Genomic DNA, 20,301 nt, shown 5'->3' with positions numbered 1-20,301 from the left:
TCGGGACCGCACGTCACACCGCCACGTACGTCACCGGCTCGCTCCCCGTCACCGCCTCCGCCTGGCCCAGTTTGACCAGGCGGCGGACGTGGGCCTCGGCCTCCGAGACCGCGATGTTCCTTGATCCTGGGGGGATTTCGGACCAGGGGCGGTTCCACTCCATGCGTTCCGCCAGTTGCCAGGGGGTGAGGGGGGTGGTGAGAAGGGCGCGGAGGCCGGCCAGGCGGTCGTCGTGGTGGTCGAGGAGTTCCTGTACGCGGACGGACGCGTCCGGGAAGGCGTGGCGGTGGGCCGGGAGCACTTCTGCCGGGGCCAGGCGGCCGATGCGCTCCAGGGAGGCGAGGTAGTCGCCGAGGGGGTCGGCGACCGCCGGGTCGTCCGGGTCCTCGTACAGGCCGATGTGCGGGGTGATTCCGGGGAGCAGGTGGTCGCCCGAGAACAGGCGGCCGTTGCCCGGGAGTTGGGCGGGGTGGGCCTCCTCCAGGTGAAGGCAGACGTGGCCCGGGGTGTGGCCCGGCGTCCAGATCGCGCGCAGCCGGCGGCCGGGGAGGTCGAGGAGTTCGCCGGGGACGATCTCCCGGTCGGGCAGCGCCGGCGAGAAGCCGGGCAGGATGCCGATGGGTGTCCTGGTCAGGGTCGCCACATGGTCGTCGGGCGCTCCGGCCGCCGCCAGCTTCGCGGTCATGTAGGCGAACCAGCGCTCGGCGCGGTTGTCACGCGTCCGCCGGACGAGCGCGATGTCGGCCTCGTGCATCGCGATCCACGCCCCGGACGCCTCACGGACCTGGCCGGACAGACCGTGGTGGTCCGGGTGGTGGTGGGTGATCACCATGCCGTGGATCTCGCCGACCGACGTGCCGCAGGCCAACAGGCCCTCGGCGAGGGTGTCCCAGGACAGCGGGTCGTCCCAGCCCGTGTCGATGAGCACCGGTCCGCTGTCCGTGTCGACGACGTACACCAGCGTGTAGCCGAGGGGGTTGTTCGGGATGGGCACCCGGAGGGACCGTACGCCCCCGCCGTGATCGGTCACCTGCGTCGACACCTGTGTCATGGGCTCCCCTGTGGCTGGGCTGCCAGCAACTATAACTAGAACCGGTTTCAATGGGAGCCCGAGTCACTTACCCCGTAGTGGTGCGCGACCTGTGGACTCCTCGGAGGGGAACTGGTAACTGTCTCCGTATCTATCTGACGATCCGTCAGAGACGGTACCCGCAGAGGCAGTCGGCGAGAGGCAGTCGGCCATGACCGAGCTCGTGGAACACGGACAGCTGTTCATCGGCGGGGAGTTGACCGACCCCCTCGGCAAGGACGTCATCGAGGTCATCTCCCCGCACACCGAAGAGGTCTTCGGCCGAGTGCCGCACGCGTCGCGGGCCGACGTCGACCGGGCCGTCGCCGTCGCGCGTACCGCCTTCGACGAGGGACCCTGGCCGCGCATGACCCTCGACGAGCGCATCGCCGTCGTCACCCGCATCAAGGACGGCATCGCGGCACGGTACGAGGAGATCGGCCGCGTCATCTCCTCCGAGAACGGCTCCCCGTACTCCTGGAGCGTCCTCGCCCAGGCCCTCGGCGCGATGATGGTGTGGGACGCGGCGATCACGGTCGCCCGCGACTTCACGTACGAGGAGACGCGCGACGGCGTCCTCGGCCGCATCCTCGTCCGGCGCGAACCGGTGGGCGTCGTCGCCGCCGTGGTCCCCTGGAACGTCCCGCAGTTCACCGCGGCGGCCAAGCTCGCACCCGCGCTGCTCGCCGGCTGCACGGCGGTCCTGAAGCCGTCGCCCGAGTCGCCCCTCGACGCGTACATCCTCGCGGAGATCACGAAGGAGGCCGGACTGCCGCCCGGCGTCCTCTCCATCCTCCCGGCCGACCGCGAGGTCAGCGAGTACCTCGTCGGTCGCCCCGGCATCGACAAGGTCTCCTTCACCGGCTCGGTCGCCGCGGGCAAACGCGTGATGGAGGTCGCCTCCCGCCAACTCACCCGCGTGACACTGGAGTTGGGTGGCAAGTCGGCGGCCGTCGTGCTGCCCGACGCCGACCTGGACACGACCGTCCCCGGCATCGTCGGCGCGGCCTGGATGAACAACGGCCAGGCGTGCGTGGCCCAGACCCGCATCCTCCTCCCGCGCTCCCGCTACGACGAGTTCGCGGACGCCTTCACCCAGGCGGCGAGCGCGCTGGTGGTCGGCGACCCGCTCGACCCGGCGACCCAGGTCGGCCCGCTGGTCGCGCAGCGCCAGCAGCAGCGCAACCTCGACTACATCCGCGTCGGCCAGGAGGAGGGCGCGAAGATCCTCACCGGCGGCGGACGCCCGGCCGGCCTCGACCGCGGCTGGTACGTCGAACCGACCCTCTTCGGCGACGTCGACAACTCGATGCGCATCGCCCGCGAGGAGATCTTCGGCCCGGTCATCTGCCTGCTCCCGTACGGCGACGAGTCCGAGGCCGTGAAGATCGCGAACGACTCCGACTACGGGCTCTCCGGCAGCGTGTGGACGGCCGACGTCGCGCACGGCATCGACGTGGCACGGCAGGTCCGTACCGGCACGTACTCGGTGAACACCTTCAGCCTCGACATGCTCGGCCCGTTCGGCGGCTACAAGAACTCGGGGCTGGGGCGGGAGTTCGGGCCCGAGGGGTTCAGCGAGTACCTGGAGCACAAGATGATCCACCTCCCGGCCGGCTGGGAGGGATAACGGGCATGGGTGACCGCTGGCACGTGGAGGTGGACCGCTCGCTGTGCATCGGCTCGGCCCAGTGCGTCCACCGGGCCCCGGACGGTTTCCGCCTCGACACCGGGATGCAGTCCCACCCCGTCGAACCGGACAGGGACGCCAACGAGAAGGTGCTGGCGGCGGCGGAGAACTGCCCGGTGGAGGCGATCGTGATCACGATGCTGGAAGGCGGAGAAGCGGTGTTTCCGCCGGAGGACTAAAAAGCTTCCCCAAGGGGTTCCATATCGTGACATAAGTCCTATTGTGGAAACAGGCCTACGAGACGAGTGAGGGAGTTCAACCGTCGTAGCCGACTTCGGCGAGACGCTTCGGCATCCGCTGTGGCCGACATTGACGGTAGGGCTGAGAGGCCGGACGGCAGTTGGCGGGCCGGAAGGTGACCTCGGGACCCGAGCCGGGTAACACCGGCGCGGGGAAACCCGTCTCGTAGGTCCCTTTCGCGTGCCGGCGCCGCCGTCCGGTACCCGTACCCGCACCCGTACCGGTGGGACCACCCGGTCCTGCCCGGTCCTCGTCGTCCCCGCTCAGTCCCGCTCGGGATCCGTCAGGTCGATCAGCCGGCACACCGTCTCGATGTCGATCTTCACCTGGGCGATCGAGGCGCGGCCGGACAGCCAGGTGATCAGGGCCGAGTGCCAGGTGTGCTCGATGACGCGGACCGCCGAGAGCTGTTCGGGGGTCGGGCGGCCCTGACCCTGGCCCTGCCCCCGGCCGGGTTCGCCCTCTCCCAGGCCCATCGAGTCCAGGATGATCGCCGTCGTCTGGCGGGAGACCTGGTCGACCTCCGGGGAGACACTGCGGTCCGCGAAGGTCAGCGCCCGCACCATCGCGTCCGCCAGGTGCGGCTCGCGCTGAAGGGCGCGGAAGGCGCGCATCAGGGTCTCCGCCACCCGCTCCGCCGCCGTCTCGCCCGTCGGGGGCTTCTTGCGCAGCGTGCCGTGCATGTGCTCCAACTGGTCCTGCATCGTGGCGACCAGCAGATGGACCTTGGACGGGAAGTACCGGTAGAGCGTGCCGAGCGCGACCTGCGAGGACTCCGCGACCTCCCGCATCTGCACCGCGTCGAAACCGCCCCGGCTCGCCAACTGCGCGCTCGCGTGCAGGATCCGGCGCCGACGGGCCTCCTGCCGCTCCGTGAGCGGAGCGGAGGGCGGCGGCGAACTCGGTCGCGCCGTATGTGCTTCCACCTTCGCGTCGGCAGGCATGGGTCCCGTTCCGTGACAGTCGGTGATCGCCCGGTCGTCGGGCGGCGATCGGTCAGTCGTGTGTCAGCAAACAGTCGGCAGCATGGCACTTGGTGTTGTGCGTCCGCCGTGGCGCGAATCACCTGATCCACCGCTCACAGCCGACGTACCTGCCGGTAGATTCGGAGCCTCCTGAACGATCAAGTCTGAAACTTGTTCTAGATTAGCGTCCCGTCGTAGTCTCGCGGGAAACCGTGGGGAGAAGGGGGCCGGGAGTGACGGCCGAGGCCAGCGAGGCAGGCCCTCCGGGGAATCCTGCAGCGGACGGCGAGCGACCGCTCAACATCGCACTTCTGACCTACAAAGGGAACCCGTTCTGCGGCGGACAGGGCGTCTACGTACGCCATCTGTCCCGCGAACTGGCCCGGCTCGGTCACCGCGTCGAGGTCATCGGCTCCCAGCCGTACCCGGTGCTGGACGTGCTCGACGGACGCGACGGGCGTGCGGGGTCCGCAGCCGGGCCCGACCCCGTCCTCACCGAGCTGCCCAGCCTCGACCTCTACCGTCAGCCCGACCCCTTCCGCACTCCGGGGCGTGACGAGTACCGCGACTGGATCGACGCGCTCGAAGTCGCCACGATGTGGACCGGAGGCTTCCCCGAACCGCTCACCTTCTCGCTGCGCGCCCGTCGTCAACTGCGCGCCCGCAGGGGTGAGTTCGACGTCGTGCACGACAACCAGACGCTCGGGTACGGCCTGTTGGGCGACATCGGCGCGCCGCTCGTCACCACCATCCACCACCCCATCACCGTGGACCGGCAGTTGGACCTGGACGCGGCCGACAGCAGGCGCCGACGGATGTCCGTACGGCGCTGGTACGGCTTCACGCGCATGCAGAAGCGCGTGGCGCGCCGCCTGCCGTCCGTGCTCACCGTCTCGGGCACCTCGCGCCAGGAGATCGTCGACCATCTCGGTGTACGGGACGAGCGCATCCACGTCGTGCACATCGGCGCGGACACCGACCTCTTCTCACCCGACCCGGCGGTACGCCAGGTCCCGGGCCGCATCGTGACGACGTCCAGCGCGGACGTTCCCCTCAAGGGGCTGGTGTTCCTCGTCGAGGCGCTCGCGAAGGTACGTACGGAACATCCCGCGGCCCACCTCGTGGTCGTCGGCAAGCGCGCCGAGGACGGGCCCGTCGCCCAGGCCATCGAGCGGTACGGCCTCGAAGGCGCCGTCGAGTTCGTGAAGGGCATCTCCGACGCGGAACTCGTCGACCTGGTGCGCTCGGCGGAGATCGCCTGCGTGCCGTCCCTGTACGAGGGCTTCTCGCTCCCGGCGGCCGAGGCGATGGCCACCGGGACACCTCTGGTCGCCACGACCGGCGGAGCGATCCCGGAGGTGGCCGGCCCCGACGGCGAAACCTGCCTCGCGGTCCCGCCCGGCGACCCCGGAGCCCTGGCCACCGCCCTGGCCACCCTCCTCGCCGACCCGGAACTGAGGGCCCGCCTGGGCCGGGCCGGCCGCGCACGCGTACTGGCCCGCTTCACCTGGGCCCGAGCGGCGGAGGGCACGGCAGCCCACTACCGCGAGGCCCTGGCCCGCTCGAAGGCCGCCCCGAACAACCCCCGCCGTTCCCGGCAGGCTGCTTCGGCCAGTTCCGGGTCCCCCGTCTCCAGCCGCTCCGGGTCGGCAGTTCCGGTGAGATCCGGGGAGACGGCTCCGGGGGGTTCCGGCACGGCAGTTCCGGCCCGCTCCCAGTCGAGCGGCCCCGGACATCCGGCGTCCATACCCCCGGTCCCCGCTGAGTCCTCGGCTCCGGCCCGCTCCGAGGCCGCGCCCGGCCCCGGCGACGGCCCCGCAGCCGGGCCCGTCTCCGTGACCACGGTTTCCGCCGTTCCCCCACTCGAGTTCCCCGACCGCGAAAGCAGGACTTCGTGCTGACCGTCGACTTCACCCGGTTCCCGCTGGCACCGGGCGACCGCGTCCTGGACCTCGGCTGTGGGGCCGGGCGGCACGCGTTCGAGTGCTACCGGCGCGGTGCCCAGGTCGTGGCGCTCGACCAGAACGGCGACGAGATCCGCGAGGTCGCCAAGTGGTTCGCGGCGATGAAGGAGGCCGGCGAGGCGCCCGCCGGGGCCACCGCGACGGCCATGGAGGGCAACGCCCTGGCCCTGCCGTTCCCCGACGAGTCCTTCGACGTCGTGATCATCTCCGAGGTCATGGAACACATCCCGGACGACAAGGGCGTACTCGCGGAGATGGTCCGGGTGCTGAAGCCCGGCGGCCGGATCGCGATCACCGTGCCGCGCTACGGCCCCGAGAAGATCTGCTGGTCCCTCTCCGACGCCTATCACGAGGTCGAGGGCGGCCACATCCGCATCTACAAGGCCGACGAACTGCTCGCGAAGATCCGGGAAGCGGGACTCAAGCCCTACGGCACCCACCACGCCCACGCGCTGCACTCCCCGTACTGGTGGCTGAAGTGCGCGTTCGGCGTGGACAACGACAAGGTGCTGCCGGTGCGCGCCTACCACAAGCTGCTGGTCTGGGACATCATGAAGAAACCGCTGGCCACCCGGGTCGCCGAGCAGGCGCTGAACCCGCTGATCGGCAAGAGCTTCGTGGCGTACGCGACCAAGCCGCACCTCCCGCGCCTCGCCAAGTCCGAGTCCGAGGCCGAGGTGGCCGCCAAGTGACGACCCCCCGGACAGAACACCTCGTCCTGCCCGGGGTCCTCACCGCCGAGCAGGCCGCCCTCACCGTCCGCGGGATCCTCGCGGAGCAGCGGGAGGACGGAGCCATCCCGTGGTTCCGGGGGCACCATCTCGACCCGTGGGACCACACCGAGGCCGCGATGGCCCTGGACGCGGCCGGCGAGCACGAGGCCGCCGAGCGGGCTTACCTGTGGCTCGCCGCCCACCAGCTCCAGGACGGCTCCTGGTACGCCGCGTACGCCGACGGGGACGCGGAGGCGGTCACCGACCGGGGGCGGGAGACCAACTTCGTCGCTTACATAGCGGTCGGCGTCTGGCACCACTACCTCTCCACCGGCGACGACAACTTCCTGGACCGGATGTGGCCGACGGTCTTCGCGGCCGTCGAGTTCGTCCTCCGGCTGCAGCAGCCCGGCGGCGAGATCGGGTGGAAGCGCGAGGACGACGGTACCGAGGTCAAGGACGGGCTGCTGACGGGCAGTTCGTCCGTCCACCACGCCCTGCGCTGCGCGCTCGCCATCGCCGAGGAACGCGAAGAGCCGCAGCCCGACTGGGAGTTGGCGGTGGGCGCGCTACGGCACGCGATCCGCCGGCATCCCGAGCGGTTCCTCGACAAGGACCGCTACTCGATGGACTGGTACTACCCGGTCCTGGGCGGCGCGTTGACGGCCCCGGAGTCCAAGTCCCGTATCGAGGAAGGCTGGGAACGCTTCGTCGTCCCCGGCCTCGGGGTGCGCTGCGTCGTGCCCAACCCGTGGGTGACGGGCGGCGAGTCGGCCGAACTCGCCCTGGCCCTCTGGGCGGTGGGCGAGTCCGACCGCGCCCTGGAGATCCTCCAGTCCATCCAGCACCTGCGCGACGAGGAGAGCGGCCTGTACTGGACGGGCTACGTGTTCGACGCCGAGGCGATCTGGCCGCGCGAACTCACCACCTGGACGGCGGGTTCACTGCTCCTCGCGGTCGCCGCGCTCGGCGGCCACGAGGCGACCTGCGCGGTGTTCGGCGGCGGACTGCTGCCGACGGGACTGGACCCCGACTGCTGTACGTGATCTGTCGGAACCCGTCGGAACCCGTCGAAAACGGTTCCCTCAGTGCCGGTTGATGCGGTTGGCGATGGCGTGGCCCACGAACAGGTAGACGACGGCGGCAAGTCCGTAGCCGGCGACGACCCGGGCCCACTGCTCGTCGAAGGTGAAGAGGTCGTGCGACCAGCCTGCCAGCCAGGCGGCCGCGTCATGGACGACCTGCACGAAGTCGTTCGCGCGGTTGGCGTCCAACAGGTACATCAGGATCCAGAGGCCGAGAATGACGGCCATGATGTCGGCGACGATCGCGATGATCGTCCCGGCCTGATTGCTACCACGGCGATATGCAGGGGACATGCCCTTCGGATTGCCCCGGAATCCGGTACGAAACCAACCGCCGTCAGCCTGCCGCCGGCCCGCCGTCAGGAGTTGAGCTCCGCGAGGACGCGGAGGGTGTGCGGATCGGGGGAGAGGACGAGCAGGTCGGTCACCGGCCCCTTGCGCCACAACTCCAGCCGCTCCGCGATGCGTTCACGCGGTCCGACGAGGGAGATCTCGTCGGCGAAGGCGTCCGGCACGGCGAGCACGGCCTCCTCCCGCCGCCCGGCGAGGAACAGGTCCTGGATCCGCCGCGCCTCGTCCTCGTACCCCATGCGTGCCATCAGATCGGCGTGGAAGTTGCGGGCCGCGTGCCCCATCCCGCCGATGTAGAAGCCGAGCATCGTCTTCACCGGCAGCAGCCCCTCGGAGACGTCGGCACAGACGCGGGCCTGCGCCATCGGCGCGACGAGGAACCCCTCCCCGGCACCGCTCAGCGGCTCCTCGTACACCCCGGCCCGCAGCGGGGACCAGTACAGGGGCAGCCAGCCGTCGGCGATCCGGGCCGTCTGGGCGATGTTCTTCGGCCCCTCCGCGCCGAGCAGGACGGGGAGTTCGGCGCGCAGGGGATGGGTGATCGACTTCAGCGGCTTGCCGATGCCGGTGCCGTCCGGGCCGTCGTACGGCAGGGGGTGGTAGCGTCCGGCCAGCCGGACCTGGGCCTCACGGCGCAGGACCTGGCGTACGACATCCACGTACTCCCGGGTCGCGGTGAGCGGCGACTTCGGGAAGGGGCGCCCGTACCAGCCCTCGACGACCTGCGGACCGGACAGTCCGAGCCCGAGCATGACGCGTCCGCCGGAGAGATGGTCGAGGGTGAGGGCGTGCATCGCGGTGGTCGTCGGGGAGCGGGCCGCCATCTGGGCAACCGCCGTACCCAGCTTGATTCTTGACGTCTGTGCCGCGATCCAGGTCAGTGGGGTGAACGCGTCCGAGCCCCAGGACTCGGCGGTCCACACCGAGTCGTAGCCGAGCCGTTCGGCCTCCTGGGCGAGCGGCACATGGTCCGGGGAGGGACCACGACCCCAGTAGCCGAGCGCGAGACCGAGCCGCATGTCTGCCTCCTGACGGTTCGTCAGATGTGATGACGCTGGCGGCGACTGTACGACAACGGCCCCTCGCCCGGAAGGGCGAGGGGCCGGAGCTCAGGCAACACGCGAAGGGTGTTATCCGCGCTGGATGCCGGAGGTGTCCTGCAGAACGCCCCGACGGCCGTCCTGCGTCTGGGCGATGAGGCTCTGGCCGCGCTGCTCGACGGCCAGGTACCAGGTACCGGGGGCCAGTTCGGCGATCGGCGTGGGCGAACCGTCCTCCGCGAACAGCGCACGCGGCACCGGCACGGCGAACCAGAACGGGGAGAAGTCCGCAGCCGGCGGCTGTGCCTGCTGCGGCTGACCGGCGCCCGCACCGGCACCGGCGCCGAAGGGTTGACCGGTCTGCGGCTGGCCGCCGAACGGCTGCTGCTGCGCGCCGGCGCCCGGGTAGCCGTAGCCGCCCTGGGGCTGGCCGCCGGGGTAGGGCTGGCCACCGTAGGGCTGCGGGGCGGCCGGCTTGGGGGCGCCGATCAGGGCGCCCTTGAGGGCCGGAACCAGGGGGGTGGCCACGGCGGCACCCGCCATGACGACCGTGGCGACGAGGGCGAGGATCAGCCCGGTGCCGGCGTCCGGCCCCGAACTGGCACCGTCGCCGACGTTGTTGGCGCCGCCCGCCGGGTCGAAGACGTTGCCGAGCGCGCTCCAGGCGGCGAACACGGTGAAGGCGACACCGAACTGGCCGAGCTCGATGCCCGCGACCTTCGGCACCTGCGGCAGACCGTGCGACACCACGACGAGCGCGGCACCGATGAGGCCCGCGAGGACGACGCCCATCAGGACCGGCCCACTGGCCCAGGCGCTCGGCATGTCGAGGCCCGTGGCGCCGTCGACGGAGTAGATGTCGAGGAACGACGCGATGAACAGCAATACCGCTGCTCCGATCACCACGCCGTCGCCTCGAGTGAGGGAGCGGATATTCACTTCAGGTCCTCAGGTCCTTCGTAGGTCGTGTCGTCGTCGTCATTCGGTCGGTCGGCCATCCGTACCATTCGTACTCGGGCGGCCGTCAACAGATCGTGCGTAGGGGCACGACATTATCGTCCGCTCATGTGGACTGTCCGCCGGGATGCACGCGTTGATCACGACCCGCGCAGGAAACTCACGATTCCCTCAGAGATCCCCTGCGCGGCCTTCTGCCGCCATGCGCCGCTGGTCAGCAGGGCCGCGTCCTTGCTGTCGCGCATGTTGCCGCACTCGATAAACACCTTGGGAACCGTTGACAGATTGAGACCGCCCAGGTCCGTGCGGGTGTCGAGACCGGTGCCGTCACCGATGTAGTTGGAGGGCGCGGAGCCCGTCTCGTCGGCGAAGTCGGCCTTGATGCGCTCGCCGAGCAGCCGGGAGGAGGCGACGATCGGCCTGGTGTCCGCGGCCCCTTCGTGCACCGCCCCCGGCAGGATCACATGGAACCCGCGGTTGCCCTGCGTGCTCCCGTCTGCGTGGATGGAGACGACGGCGTCGGCGTGCGCGGCGTTCCCGATCCGGGCGCGCTCGTCCACGCAGGGGCCGAAGGCGTAGTCGGACCGGTCACCGTCCTGGGTGAACTTCACGGTCGCGCCCTGCTGTTCGAGAACCGTCCGCAGCCGCCGGGCGACATCGAGAGTGAACTCGGCCTCCGTGTAACCGCTGTTGGTGGCGGTACCGGTGGTGTCGCATTCCTTCGAGTTCGTTCCGATGTTCACCTTGCGGGCGATTTCGGCGGTGTGCTTGAAGTTGCCGGGGTTGTGCCCGGGGTCGATGACGACCACCTTGCCCGCGAGGGAGGCCGCAGGTTCCTCGCTGGGGGTGCTGAAGCCGGGCGGTCCGATCGGCGTCAGGGGTTCGTAGTCGCCGCTGGACAGCGAGTTGCCCTTGCCGTCACCACCACCGGAGTCGTCGGCGAAGGCCTCCCAGACGAACCACCCGCCCGCCCCACCCAGCACCACCACGGTGAGGGCGACGGCCAGCGAACGGCGCAGAGAGGAACGAGGGGGCTGGGGCGGCTCGAAGCCGGGGCCTGCGTACGACACGACAGCGACTCTAACCGGGGCCTCAGATCCCGGCGCCCGTTCGCCGCAGGACGCGCAGCGAGTCGGTCGCGGAGATCTCCGTGAAGGCGCCGGAGGCGAGGGCGCGGAGGTAGACGCGGTAGGGGGCCTGGCCGGTGAACTCGTCCTCGGGGTCGGGGAAGACGTCGTGGATGAGCAGCAGGCCGCCCTCGGCGACGTGCGGGGCCCAGCCCTCGTAGTCGGCGGTGGCGTGCTCGTCGGTGTGGCCGCCGTCGATGAAGACGAGGCCGACCGGCGAGTTCCAGATCCGCGCCACCTGCGGCGAACGTCCGACGACCGCGATGACGTGGTCCTCCAGGCCGGCGGTGTGGAGCGTGCGCCGGAAGAGCGGCAGGGTGTCCATGACACCGAGTTCCGGATCCACGGTCTCCGGGTCGTGGTAGTCCCACCCCGGCTGCTGCTCCTCGCTGCCCCGGTGATGATCGACGGTGACCGCGGTGATCCCGGCCGCGCGGGCCGCGTCGGCGAGCAGGATCGTGGAACGCCCGCAGTACGTCCCGACCTCCAGCAACGGCAACCCGAGCGCCCCCGCCTCGACGGCGGCCCCGTACAGCGCGAGCCCCTCCCCGACAGGCATGAACCCCTTGGCGGCCTCGAAAGCAGCCAGAACCTCGGGCTTGGGCGCTGCCACGGACATGGGGTTCCTCTCGGCCGTACGGGTGTGCGGAGGCCCTCATGTTGCCCTACAGCCCCGGTTGCAGGAGCGACAGGGGGTGCGGGCACGCCCAAAGGGGCGCGGGGAACTGCGCGACCAGCCACAGTGGGCGGTCAGTCAAAAACGCACCCCCGGCACCCCGCCGGCGTGAGGGAGCTCTCATGCCGCTTTGCAGCCCGGGGTGCGGGGACGACAGGGGACGCGGGCACGCCCAAAGGGGCGCGGGGAACCGCGCGACCAGCCACAGCGGGGGGTCGGTCAAAAACGCACCCCCGGCACCCCGCCGGCGTGAGGGAGTTCTCATGCCGCTTTGCAGCCCGGGGTGCGGGGACGACAGGGGACGCGGGCACGCCCAAAGGGGCGCGGGGAACCGCGCGACCAGCCACAGCGGGCCCGCAGTCAAAAACGCACCCCGCACCCCTCGGCGAGCGCAGCGCCTACGCGCTGACGGTCTCCCCGGGGAGAGACAGGTCCAGGTCGACCGTCCCGTCCGCCCCCGCGTGCGTCGCCGACGAGGCGAGCGGCCCATGGCCGGAGGCCCGCGCGGCGAGCACGTACGCGCCCTGCGTCGGCACGGCGAGCGCATAGCTGCCGTCGTCCGCGGAGAGCGTCGCCCCCGCCTGACGGCCGCGCTGGTCGATCAGCGTGACCTTGGCACGCGCGACAGGGCTGCCGTCCGCGTCCAGGACCCGCCCACGGAACCCGGCGTCGAGCACCTCGTCGGCCCGCGCGAGGACGGCGTCCTCCTCGCTGCTGGCCCGCAGTTGCGGCTTGTTCGCCGGACGTCGGCCCGGCAGGAACAGGGCCAGCACCAGCCCGACCGCCACCGCGCCCGTGGCGATGAGGAAGGAGACGCGGAAGCCGTGCATGGTCGGGATGGCGACGCCGCCGACGTGGTTCGCGGTGTTGGCGAGCACCATGCCGATGACGGCGCTGGACACCGACGTACCGATGGAACGCATGAGGGTGTTGAGGCCGTTGGCCGCGCCGGTCTCGGAGGCCGGGACCGCGCCGACGATCAGGGCGGGCAGCGAGGAGTAGGCGAGGCCGATGCCCGCGCCCAGGACCACCGCGATGACCAGGGACTGCCAGGCGGCGCTCATCAGGCCGAGGCCGGCGCCGTAGCCGATCGCGATGATCAGCAGGCCGAGGATGAGGGTGACCTTGGGCCCGTACTTGGCGGAGAGACGGGCGTAGACGGGGGCCGTGAACATCATCGTCAGGCCGAGCGGCGCCACGATCAGGCCCGCCATGACCATCGACTGGCCGAGGCCGTAGCCGGTGGAGGTCGGCAGCTGGAGGAGCTGGGGCAGGACGAGCGAGACGACGTAGAAGGAGACGCCGACCATGATCGAGGCGAGGTTGGTGAAGAGGACGGCGGGCCGGGCGGTGGTCCGCAGGTCCACCAGCGGGGCCTTCAGGCGCAGCTCCAGCACGCCCCACAGGACGAGTACGACGGCGGAGGCGCCGAACAGGCCGAGCGTGGTGCCGGAGGTCCAGCCCCAGTCGCTGCCCTTGGTGATCGGCAGGAGGAAGAGGACGAGACCGGCGGACAGGCCGATGGCTCCGAGCACGTCGAAGGTTCCCTCGGCGCGCATCTGCGACTCGGGTACGACGACCAGGGTCAGGACGATCGCGAGGGCGCCGATGCCGGCGGCGCCGTAGAAGAGGGCGTGCCAGTCGGAGTGCTGGGCGATCAGTGCGGCGAGGGGGAGGGCGAGACCGCCGCCGACGCCGACGGAGGAGCTCATCAGGGCCATCGCCGAGGGGAGCTTCTCGCGGGGCAGCATGTCGCGCATCAGACCGATGCCGAGGGGGATGGCACCCATGGCGAAGCCCTGGAGCGCACGTCCCACGATCATGATCAGCAGGTCGCTGGTGAGCGCGCTGATCAGGGCGCCGACCACCATCACGGAGAGGCTGGCGATCAGCAGGCGCCGCTTGCCGTAGAGGTCACCGAGCCGGCCCATGATCGGCGTGGCCACGGCACCGGAGAGGAGCGTCGAGGTCAGCACCCAGGTGGCGTTGCTGGGCGAGGTGCTCAGCAGCTGGGGCAGGTCCTTGATGACGGGGACGAGCAGGGTCTGCATGACCGCGACAACAATGCCCGCGAAGGCGAGCACCGGGACGATGGCCCCGCCCGTTCTGCCGGTTCCACCGGCGGGCCGGTCGGTCGTCGTGTGCGTCATGGGGTGGAGCCTCCAGGCGGTTCCGGACGGGGTGGTGTGCGGGTTACGTGAGTGATGAACCCGTGTGCCTGGGCAACTATTCCGATGTTTTGGCGTACTAACTAATTCTTGACCTGCTCATGGGAATCTGATCTTCCGTCACGACTGCCCTCCTGCCGGGACGCGGAAAATGTTCTGGGATCGGGGCAACGGTTCGGACGGCTCATGGACTCCTTTGGACATCTAGGAGGTGCTCATGGGGGAACGGGATCGAGAAGTGACTCGGGACGAGGAGTTTCAGGCCTTCGTCATCGGCCGCTGGCCACGGCTGCTGCGTACGGCTTTTCTGCTCACGGGGGAGCAGCACGCGGCGGAGGACCTGGTCCAGTCGACGCTGGAGCAGGTCTATGTGGCCTGGCGGAGAGTCGGTTCGGCCGATGACCCCGAGGCGTATGTGCGGCGCGTGATGATCAACGCGCACGCCCGCAAGCATCGCAGGCGGCTCAAGGAGTTCCTGGCACCCAAGGACGACGAGGGCCTGGCGCACGAGCTGCCCGACTCCGGCGACCACATCGCCAGGGCCGACGACCGCGGGGCGCTGCTCAAGGCGCTGGCCCAGTTGCCGCCCCGGCAGCGGGAGGCGGTGGTGCTGCGGTACTGGGAGGACCTGACCGAGACGCAGACCGCACAGGCGATGGGCTGCTCGGTGGGCGCGGTGAAGAGCAACACGGCCAAGGGGATCGCGAAACTCCGCGCCATACCGGGCCTGGTGGAGACGGTGACACACGGAGGGCGGAAGTGATGGGCGCGGACCGGGAGAAGAACCAGGACATGGCGCAGGCGGCACAAGGGGACACCGCACACTCGGACATCACCTTTCTGCTGGCCGGCGCGGCGGACGGGGTCGAGATCGGCACAGCCCCCTACCAGGCGGTGGTCCGCGGCGGGCGACGCCGCAGGGCCCGCCGCTGGGCGGTGGCGACAGCGGCGGCCCTGGCGCTCGCAGCGTCGACGGGAACCCTGGCCCTGGCGGGCATCGGTGGTGGCGACGGCGACCGAGTGACCCCGGCGACTCAGCCGACGGCTCAGCCGCAGTCGCCGGCGGAGCGGCGCATGTACACGCCGCTGTGGAGCACGCTCGCGTCGGGCACGGACCGGGGCAGGGAGTGGTGGGTCGACATCGGCATCTGGGCGGCACCGCGGAACGAGGCGGAGGCGAAGCGGCAGATCAGCGCCATGGCTGAGCGTGGATTGACGCCGTCGGACGCGAGGACACCCAAGGAGCTTGTGGGGAAGGCCTCGTTCTTCCTCAAAAGAGACTTCGACGGAGTCAAGTCGCCGCTCATGCTGGGCGAGATCGGCAAGGAATCCGACATGTCGGGTAAGGACATACAGTCCGTGGCGGTACCTCTGGAACCGGATGTCTCCGGCGACACCGACACGCGCAACCGCCTGGTGATCGGCCAGGTGGCCCCCACGGCCAGGGCAGTCACCTGCACCTGGGACGACGGCACGACGACGGTCGCCCGCAAGGTCCCGTACTCCACGACGGACAACATCGAGAAGCCGGCGATCAGGTCGGTCCCGGGTTCGAAGACTGCCTGGTTCGTGTGCCTGGCGGGGGAGGGGAGGGAGTACAAGTCGGTGAAGGTCTCTGGGTGAGGCCTCCAGCCCGTCCGGGGATTCCCTGGGCGTTGGGTGGAGCTTGGGGGCGAGCGCGGTCGGCATGATACGGGGGTGTTCGGGGGCGAAGTCCCCGAGGATCGGACGGGTAGGGGCGGTGGGGGCGAGATTCGTCAGACCGACACCGACACCTACAGCCATCCCTGCTGGCGCGCTTCCCTCACCGCCTCCGTCCGGTTGCGGGTCCTGGTCTTCCCGATGGCGGCGGATAGGTAGTTGCGGACCGTCGACTCGGAGAGGTGCAGCTTGGCGGCGACATCGGCGACCGTCGCCCCGTCCACCGAGGCGTTCAGTACGTCGCACTCGCGCCCCGTGAGCGGATTGGGCCCGGCGCTGAGCGCGGCGGCGGCGCGAGGGCGGGGTCGATGACCGTCTCCCCGGTCAGCACCCGCCGGATGGCGGCGGCCAGCTCCTCCACGGGACCGTCCTTGACGAGGAACCCGGCGGCCCCCGCCTCCATGGCCCGGCGCAGATAGCCGGGGCGGCCGAAGGTGGTCAGGATCAGCACCCGGCAGTCCGGGGCCTCGTCGCGGAGAAGCGCGGCGGCGTCCAGGCCGCTGATGCCGGGCAGCTCGATGTCGAGGAGGGCCACGTCAGGGCGGTGGAGCAGCGCCGCGTCGACGATCGCGTCACCGGCCCCGACCTGGGCGACGACCTTGATGTCCGGCTCCATCCCGAGCAGCAGGGCGAGCGCGCCCCGCATCATCTGCTGGTCCTCGGCGAGGAGGACTCTGATGGACTTCGCGGGACGGTGATCCCGGGGCATCTCGTTCACGGGGTAAGGGTAGGGCGGACAGAGGGGCTGAGCTGGGACAGAGGCGGGGACTCGACCGTCAGGTCGGGCAGTTCGGCCGTCACCCGGAACCCGCCCTGCGGCATCGGGCCCGCCGTCAGCGAGCCCCCCACCGCCGCCAGGCGTTCCGTCAGCCCCCTGAGCCCTGTGCCGCCGACACCCGGCCGAGTGGACGCCGTGGATGCTGTGGGTGCTGCCGGGCCGCTCCCGTTGTCGGTGACCGTCAGAATCACGCGCTTCCCGGTGCCGCTCCCGTTGACGCTCGCCGCTCGGCGACCTGTGCCTGCGCCGCCCGCGCTCAAGCCGCCCATGCCCGCGCCGCTCGCGCCTGCCGCGCCTCCGCCCGTGCCCTCCGCGGCCGCAGCGCTCGCGGACGTAGCGCCTCCGCCCGTGCCCTTCGTGCCCGTGCCCTCCCAGTCCACGCCCTCCGCCCCCACTCCCTCCACCGTGATCTCGCATCGGGTGGCGCCGCTGTGCCGTAGGACGTTGGTGACCGCCTCCCGTACCACCCACCCCAGCAGCGCCTCCGCCGCCGACGACAGGGGCGGGCCCGAGCGGTGGATCGCCGGAGTGACGGTCGCCGCAGTCAGGGCCGAGTCCGCCCGGGCCAGTTCCATGGCCAGGCTGCCCTGCCGGTAGCCGGTCACCGCCTCGCGGATCTCCGTCAGGGCCTGGCGGCCCACTGACTCGATGTCCGTGATCTGGAGCAGGGCCGCCTCCATGTCCCGGGGCGCCAGACGACGGGCGGCCTCCGACTTCACCACGATCACCGACAGGGTGTGGCCCAGCAGATCGTGCAGGTCGCGCGAGAAACGCAGCCGTTCCTCCTCGACCGCACGCTCTGCCAACTCCTCGCGCGCCGCCCGCAGTTCACGTACCGCCTCGCTCAGGGACAGGATCGCCGCCGTCACCATCGTCGACAGGAACGTCCCGTACGCCACGTTCAGCGCGTCCCAGCCGCCCCGCACCGCGGAGACGCCCGCCGCGAGGGCGGTGAGCGTGAGCCCGGTGCGGCCCAGCCACGGGCCCCGCATCACCGCGCCCGTGGCCAGCCCGAGCAGCGGGAAGAAGTACAGCCAGCTGCCGCCGTACCCGACCGCCAGCGCACACGTCACCACGCCCATCACGACGAGCGCCACCCGCGTCGACCGGGCGTCCCGCGTCTCCTTCACGAATGCGCGGAACGTGACGTAGATGTAGAGGGAGTTGAAGGTGAGCAGGCCCAGCACGCCGATCCAGGGCAGCGGGGTCCGGCCCTGGAGGAGGTTGGAGAAGGAGCCCATGCCCATCAGCAGCCAGGGCAGCAGGGCGAAGCCGGTGGGCGGCGGCCCCGGGTTCTCCGGTTCCGGCACGCCCGACTTCCGCGCGGCACGCCGGTCGGCCTTGTACCGCGCCATGTCCGCCCGCCAGCGGACCCGCTCGGCCCGCCACTCGCCCACCTGGCAGGCGGCCTTTCGCATCCAGAACATGGACGACAGCGTACGAAGCGATCGTCATGCCGGGGCAGATGCCGATGTACCGACTCCGGAAGGACAAATGTCCCGGCCCGGCGCGCCACGCGGCCCGGACCGCACAGCTGACGCATCGTCAGGAGTATTCACAACTCGGGACCGCTCGGCTATACAACAGGGGGCGCCGGACTGGAACGCGTTCTAGATCGGCCCGTATCGACCTCGGTACGGCCGACGGTGCGGACGGTCGTACCGAGGTCTCAGTCCCGCGAGTCGCCCGCTGAGCGATTCGGCCGCCAAGCGTGTTGCCCGCCAGACGAGTTGCCCGTCCCGTGAGTTGCCCGTTCCGTTTGCCGATCAGGAGCCCCATGCCCATTGACGCCGCCAAGGCCGTCGCCGCCGAACCCCGGTCCGCAGAGATCGCCTGGGGTCGTAAGGACGTCCAGCTCTACCACCTCGGCATCGGCGCCGGTGTCCCCGCCATCGATCCCGGCGAGCTGCGCTACACCCTCGAATCCCGGCTGCACGTCCTGCCCAGCTTCGCCACCGTCGCCGGCAACGACTCCCCGGACGTGATCAGCGGCCTCTCCATGCCCGGCGTCGACGTCGACCTCGCCCACGTCCTGCACGGCGGCCAGAGCATCGAGCTGCACCGCCCGATCCCGGTCGAGGGCACAGCACGCGCCACCGGGAGCATCGCCGCCGTGTACGACAAGGGCAGCGCGGCGATCCTCGTCATGCGCACCGAAGTCGCGGACGCCGAAGGCCCGTTGTGGACGAGCGACGCGCAGATCTTCGTACGCGGAGAAGGTGGCTGGGGCGGCGACCGGGGGCCCTCGAACCGGCTCCCGGCGCCCGACGTCGAGCCCGCGAAGGTCGTCGAGCGGGCCGTCCGGGAGGACCAGGCGCTGCTCTACCGGCTCTCCGGCGACTGGAACCCGCTGCACGCCGACCCCGAGTTCGCCGCACGTGCCGGGTTCGAGCGGCCCATCCTGCACGGGCTGTGCACCTACGGCATGACACTCAAGGCGGTCGTCGACACGGTGCTCGGCGGGGACGTCGGCCGGGTCCGCGCCTACCGCACCCGCTTCGCCGGGGTCGTGTTCCCCGGGGAGACCCTGCGCATCCGGATGTGGACGCCCGAGCCGGACCGCGTCCAGGTGTCGGTCACCGCTGTCGAACGGGACGACGCTCCCGTACTGGCGGACACCGTCGTCGAACACTCGTGAACTGAACCGCACACACGTGGGTTGAGCCTCGTACCAAGCATGTTCCTGAGGGGAGCCGCATCATGCGCGCAGCCGTACTGCACGAGATCGGGCAGGACAAGCTCGACGTCCTCGACGACGTCGAGGCCGTGGGCTTCGGCCCCGGCAAGGTGAGGATCCGGGTACGGGCCACCGGGCTGTGCCACTCGGACCTCTCCGCGATGAACGGCGTACTGCCGCAGCCCGCGCCCTTCGTCCCCGGCCACGAGGGCGCCGGGGAGATCCTCGAAGTCGGGGAGGGCGTAAGCCATGTGAAGGTCGGTGACCGGGTCGTCGTCTGCTGGCTGCCTGCGTGCGGCGAGTGTCCCGCCTGCAAACGCGGCCAGACCGAACTGTGCCTCGCCGGATTCATGAACGCGGGCACCCCCAACTTCAGGCGTCCCGGCGGCGACGTCTTCGGTATGGCGGGCACCGGCACCTTCGCCGAGGAAGTCGTCGTCGGCGCCGGCTGCGCCGTACCCATCCCCGACGACGTCCCCTTCGACATCGCCGCCCTCATCGGCTGCGGGGTCACCACCGGACTCGGCGCCGCCATCAACACCGCTGACGTGACTGCCGGTTCGTCGGTCGCCGTCATCGGCTGCGGAGGCGTCGGCATCTCCGCGATACAGGGAGCACGGCTCCAGGGCGCCGCCGAGATCGTCGCCGTCGACCCGGTGCTCTCGCGCCGGGAGTCCGCGCTCAAGTTCGGTGCCACCAGGGCGGTTTCGCCGGAGGAGCTGGCCGACGCCAAGCAACAGGTCACCGCCGGCGAGGGGTTCGACTACGTCTTCGAGGTCGTCGGCCGCTCCGCCACCGCCCGCACCGCCTACGACACCACCCGGCGCGGCGGCACCATGGTCGTCGTCGGCGCGGGCGCCATGGACGACAACCTCCAACTCAACATGTTCGAGCTGTTCTTCGACGAGAAGCGCATCCTGCCGTCCATGTACGGCGGCGGCGACGTCCTGCGGTCCTACGAGCGCACGATCGCCCTCTGGCGCGCCGGACGCGTCGACCTCGCGGGCCTCATCACCCACCGAGTGCCGCTCGCCGGCATCAACGAGGCCCTCGACCAGATGCGCACGGGAACCGCGCTGCGTACGTGCATCGAGATCTGA

Annotated in this window: 18 protein-coding genes and 1 pseudogene; 9 read left to right on the top strand and 10 right to left on the bottom strand. The window is 70.7% G+C overall.

The annotated features are described in order from the left end of the window. Positions 1-13: 13 nt before the first annotated feature. Entirely contained in the window at positions 14-1,051 is a 1,038-nt protein-coding gene (locus tag STRTUCAR8_RS31105; RefSeq protein ID WP_006380090.1) for an MBL fold metallo-hydrolase, read from the bottom strand. A 190-nt stretch (positions 1,052-1,241) separates the two neighbouring features. On the opposite strand from STRTUCAR8_RS31105, the gene STRTUCAR8_RS31100 reads away from it, so the two are divergent. Together STRTUCAR8_RS31100 and STRTUCAR8_RS31095 are read left to right on the top strand one after the other, a co-directional pair. Then, complete coding sequence (locus STRTUCAR8_RS31100; RefSeq protein ID WP_006380100.1) at positions 1,242-2,699, top strand: aldehyde dehydrogenase; 1,458 nt, start codon at positions 1,242-1,244, stop codon at positions 2,697-2,699. A 5-nt stretch (positions 2,700-2,704) separates the two neighbouring features. Further along, positions 2,705-2,938, top strand: a complete 234-nt coding sequence (locus STRTUCAR8_RS31095) for a ferredoxin (RefSeq protein WP_006380085.1) — start codon at positions 2,705-2,707, stop codon at positions 2,936-2,938. A gap of 324 nt (positions 2,939-3,262) precedes the next feature. On the opposite strand, the gene STRTUCAR8_RS31090 is transcribed toward STRTUCAR8_RS31095, so the two are convergent. After that, entirely contained in the window at positions 3,263-3,943 is a 681-nt protein-coding gene (locus tag STRTUCAR8_RS31090; protein WP_006380080.1) for a TetR family transcriptional regulator, read from the bottom strand. Positions 3,944-4,197: 254 nt separating this feature from the next. Between STRTUCAR8_RS31090 and STRTUCAR8_RS31085 the strand changes: the two genes are divergently transcribed. The 3 genes from STRTUCAR8_RS31085 to STRTUCAR8_RS31075 are packed head-to-tail and all read left to right on the top strand — an operon-like array spanning position 4,198 to position 7,687. Next, positions 4,198-5,865 carry a glycosyltransferase family 4 protein gene (locus STRTUCAR8_RS31085; RefSeq protein ID WP_006380108.1) on the top strand — a complete coding sequence of 556 codons (1,668 nt, stop codon included), beginning with the start codon at positions 4,198-4,200 and terminating at the stop codon, positions 5,863-5,865. Then, a complete protein-coding gene (locus tag STRTUCAR8_RS31080; protein WP_006380122.1) occupies positions 5,859-6,620 on the top strand; it encodes a class I SAM-dependent methyltransferase in 762 nt (253 codons plus the stop codon). Before STRTUCAR8_RS31085 ends, STRTUCAR8_RS31080 begins: the two co-directional genes overlap by 7 nt. After that, positions 6,617-7,687 (top strand): prenyltransferase/squalene oxidase repeat-containing protein, encoded by a 1,071-nt coding sequence (locus tag STRTUCAR8_RS31075; protein WP_006380116.1) that lies wholly within the window; start codon positions 6,617-6,619, stop codon positions 7,685-7,687. Before STRTUCAR8_RS31080 ends, STRTUCAR8_RS31075 begins: the two co-directional genes overlap by 4 nt. A gap of 39 nt (positions 7,688-7,726) precedes the next feature. On the opposite strand, the gene STRTUCAR8_RS31070 is transcribed toward STRTUCAR8_RS31075, so the two are convergent. From STRTUCAR8_RS31070 to STRTUCAR8_RS31045, 6 genes are all read right to left on the bottom strand, one after another. Further along, the gene (locus STRTUCAR8_RS31070; protein WP_006380074.1) at positions 7,727-8,020 is read right to left on the bottom strand and encodes a hypothetical protein; all 294 of its coding nucleotides are present in this window, start codon (positions 8,018-8,020) and stop codon (positions 7,727-7,729) included. 65 nt (positions 8,021-8,085) lie between these two features. Next, on the bottom strand, positions 8,086-9,096 hold the full coding sequence (locus STRTUCAR8_RS31065; RefSeq protein WP_006380066.1) for an LLM class F420-dependent oxidoreductase: 1,011 nt from the start codon (positions 9,094-9,096) through the stop codon (positions 8,086-8,088). A 111-nt stretch (positions 9,097-9,207) separates the two neighbouring features. Next, the gene (locus STRTUCAR8_RS31060; protein WP_044473202.1) at positions 9,208-10,056 is read right to left on the bottom strand and encodes a DUF5336 domain-containing protein; all 849 of its coding nucleotides are present in this window, start codon (positions 10,054-10,056) and stop codon (positions 9,208-9,210) included. Positions 10,057-10,214: 158 nt separating this feature from the next. Then, positions 10,215-11,144, bottom strand: coding sequence for an N-acetylmuramoyl-L-alanine amidase (locus tag STRTUCAR8_RS31055; protein ID WP_006380102.1), 930 nt, complete (start codon positions 11,142-11,144; stop codon positions 10,215-10,217). A gap of 22 nt (positions 11,145-11,166) precedes the next feature. Further along, positions 11,167-11,820 carry a class I SAM-dependent methyltransferase gene (locus STRTUCAR8_RS31050; RefSeq protein ID WP_006380082.1) on the bottom strand — a complete coding sequence of 218 codons (654 nt, stop codon included), beginning with the start codon at positions 11,818-11,820 and terminating at the stop codon, positions 11,167-11,169. Positions 11,821-12,275: 455 nt separating this feature from the next. Beyond that, the gene (locus tag STRTUCAR8_RS31045) at positions 12,276-14,027 is read right to left on the bottom strand and encodes an MFS transporter (protein ID WP_006380105.1); all 1,752 of its coding nucleotides are present in this window, start codon (positions 14,025-14,027) and stop codon (positions 12,276-12,278) included. Between the two features lie 235 nt (positions 14,028-14,262). Here STRTUCAR8_RS31045 and STRTUCAR8_RS31040 point away from each other — a divergent pair, with 235 nt between their 5' ends. Further along, on the top strand, positions 14,263-14,808 hold the full coding sequence (locus STRTUCAR8_RS31040; RefSeq protein ID WP_006380071.1) for a SigE family RNA polymerase sigma factor: 546 nt from the start codon (positions 14,263-14,265) through the stop codon (positions 14,806-14,808). Next, positions 14,808-15,668, top strand: coding sequence for a hypothetical protein (locus STRTUCAR8_RS31035; protein WP_048818859.1), 861 nt, complete (start codon positions 14,808-14,810; stop codon positions 15,666-15,668). Before STRTUCAR8_RS31040 ends, STRTUCAR8_RS31035 begins: the two co-directional genes overlap by 1 nt. A 152-nt stretch (positions 15,669-15,820) precedes the next feature. Here the strand turns inward: STRTUCAR8_RS31035 and STRTUCAR8_RS31030 are convergent. Together STRTUCAR8_RS31030 and STRTUCAR8_RS31025 are read right to left on the bottom strand one after the other, a co-directional pair. Then, positions 15,821-16,455, bottom strand: a pseudogene (locus tag STRTUCAR8_RS31030) (response regulator). Positions 16,456-16,460: 5 nt separating this feature from the next. Further along, complete coding sequence (locus STRTUCAR8_RS31025) at positions 16,461-17,951, bottom strand: sensor histidine kinase (protein WP_044473201.1); 1,491 nt, start codon at positions 17,949-17,951, stop codon at positions 16,461-16,463. 350 nt (positions 17,952-18,301) lie between these two features. On the opposite strand from STRTUCAR8_RS31025, the gene STRTUCAR8_RS31020 reads away from it, so the two are divergent. After that, entirely contained in the window at positions 18,302-19,162 is an 861-nt protein-coding gene (locus tag STRTUCAR8_RS31020) for a MaoC/PaaZ C-terminal domain-containing protein (RefSeq protein ID WP_006380101.1), read from the top strand. 62 nt (positions 19,163-19,224) lie between these two features. Next, positions 19,225-20,301 carry a Zn-dependent alcohol dehydrogenase gene (locus STRTUCAR8_RS31015; protein WP_006380089.1) on the top strand — a complete coding sequence of 359 codons (1,077 nt, stop codon included), beginning with the start codon at positions 19,225-19,227 and terminating at the stop codon, positions 20,299-20,301.

The organism is Streptomyces turgidiscabies Car8 (assembly GCF_000331005.1).
GTDB classification, from domain to species: Bacteria; Actinomycetota; Actinomycetes; order Streptomycetales; family Streptomycetaceae; genus Streptomyces; species Streptomyces turgidiscabies.
Note: the sequence above shows the minus strand (reverse complement) of the source record. Positions and strands in the feature narration are given on the sequence as shown.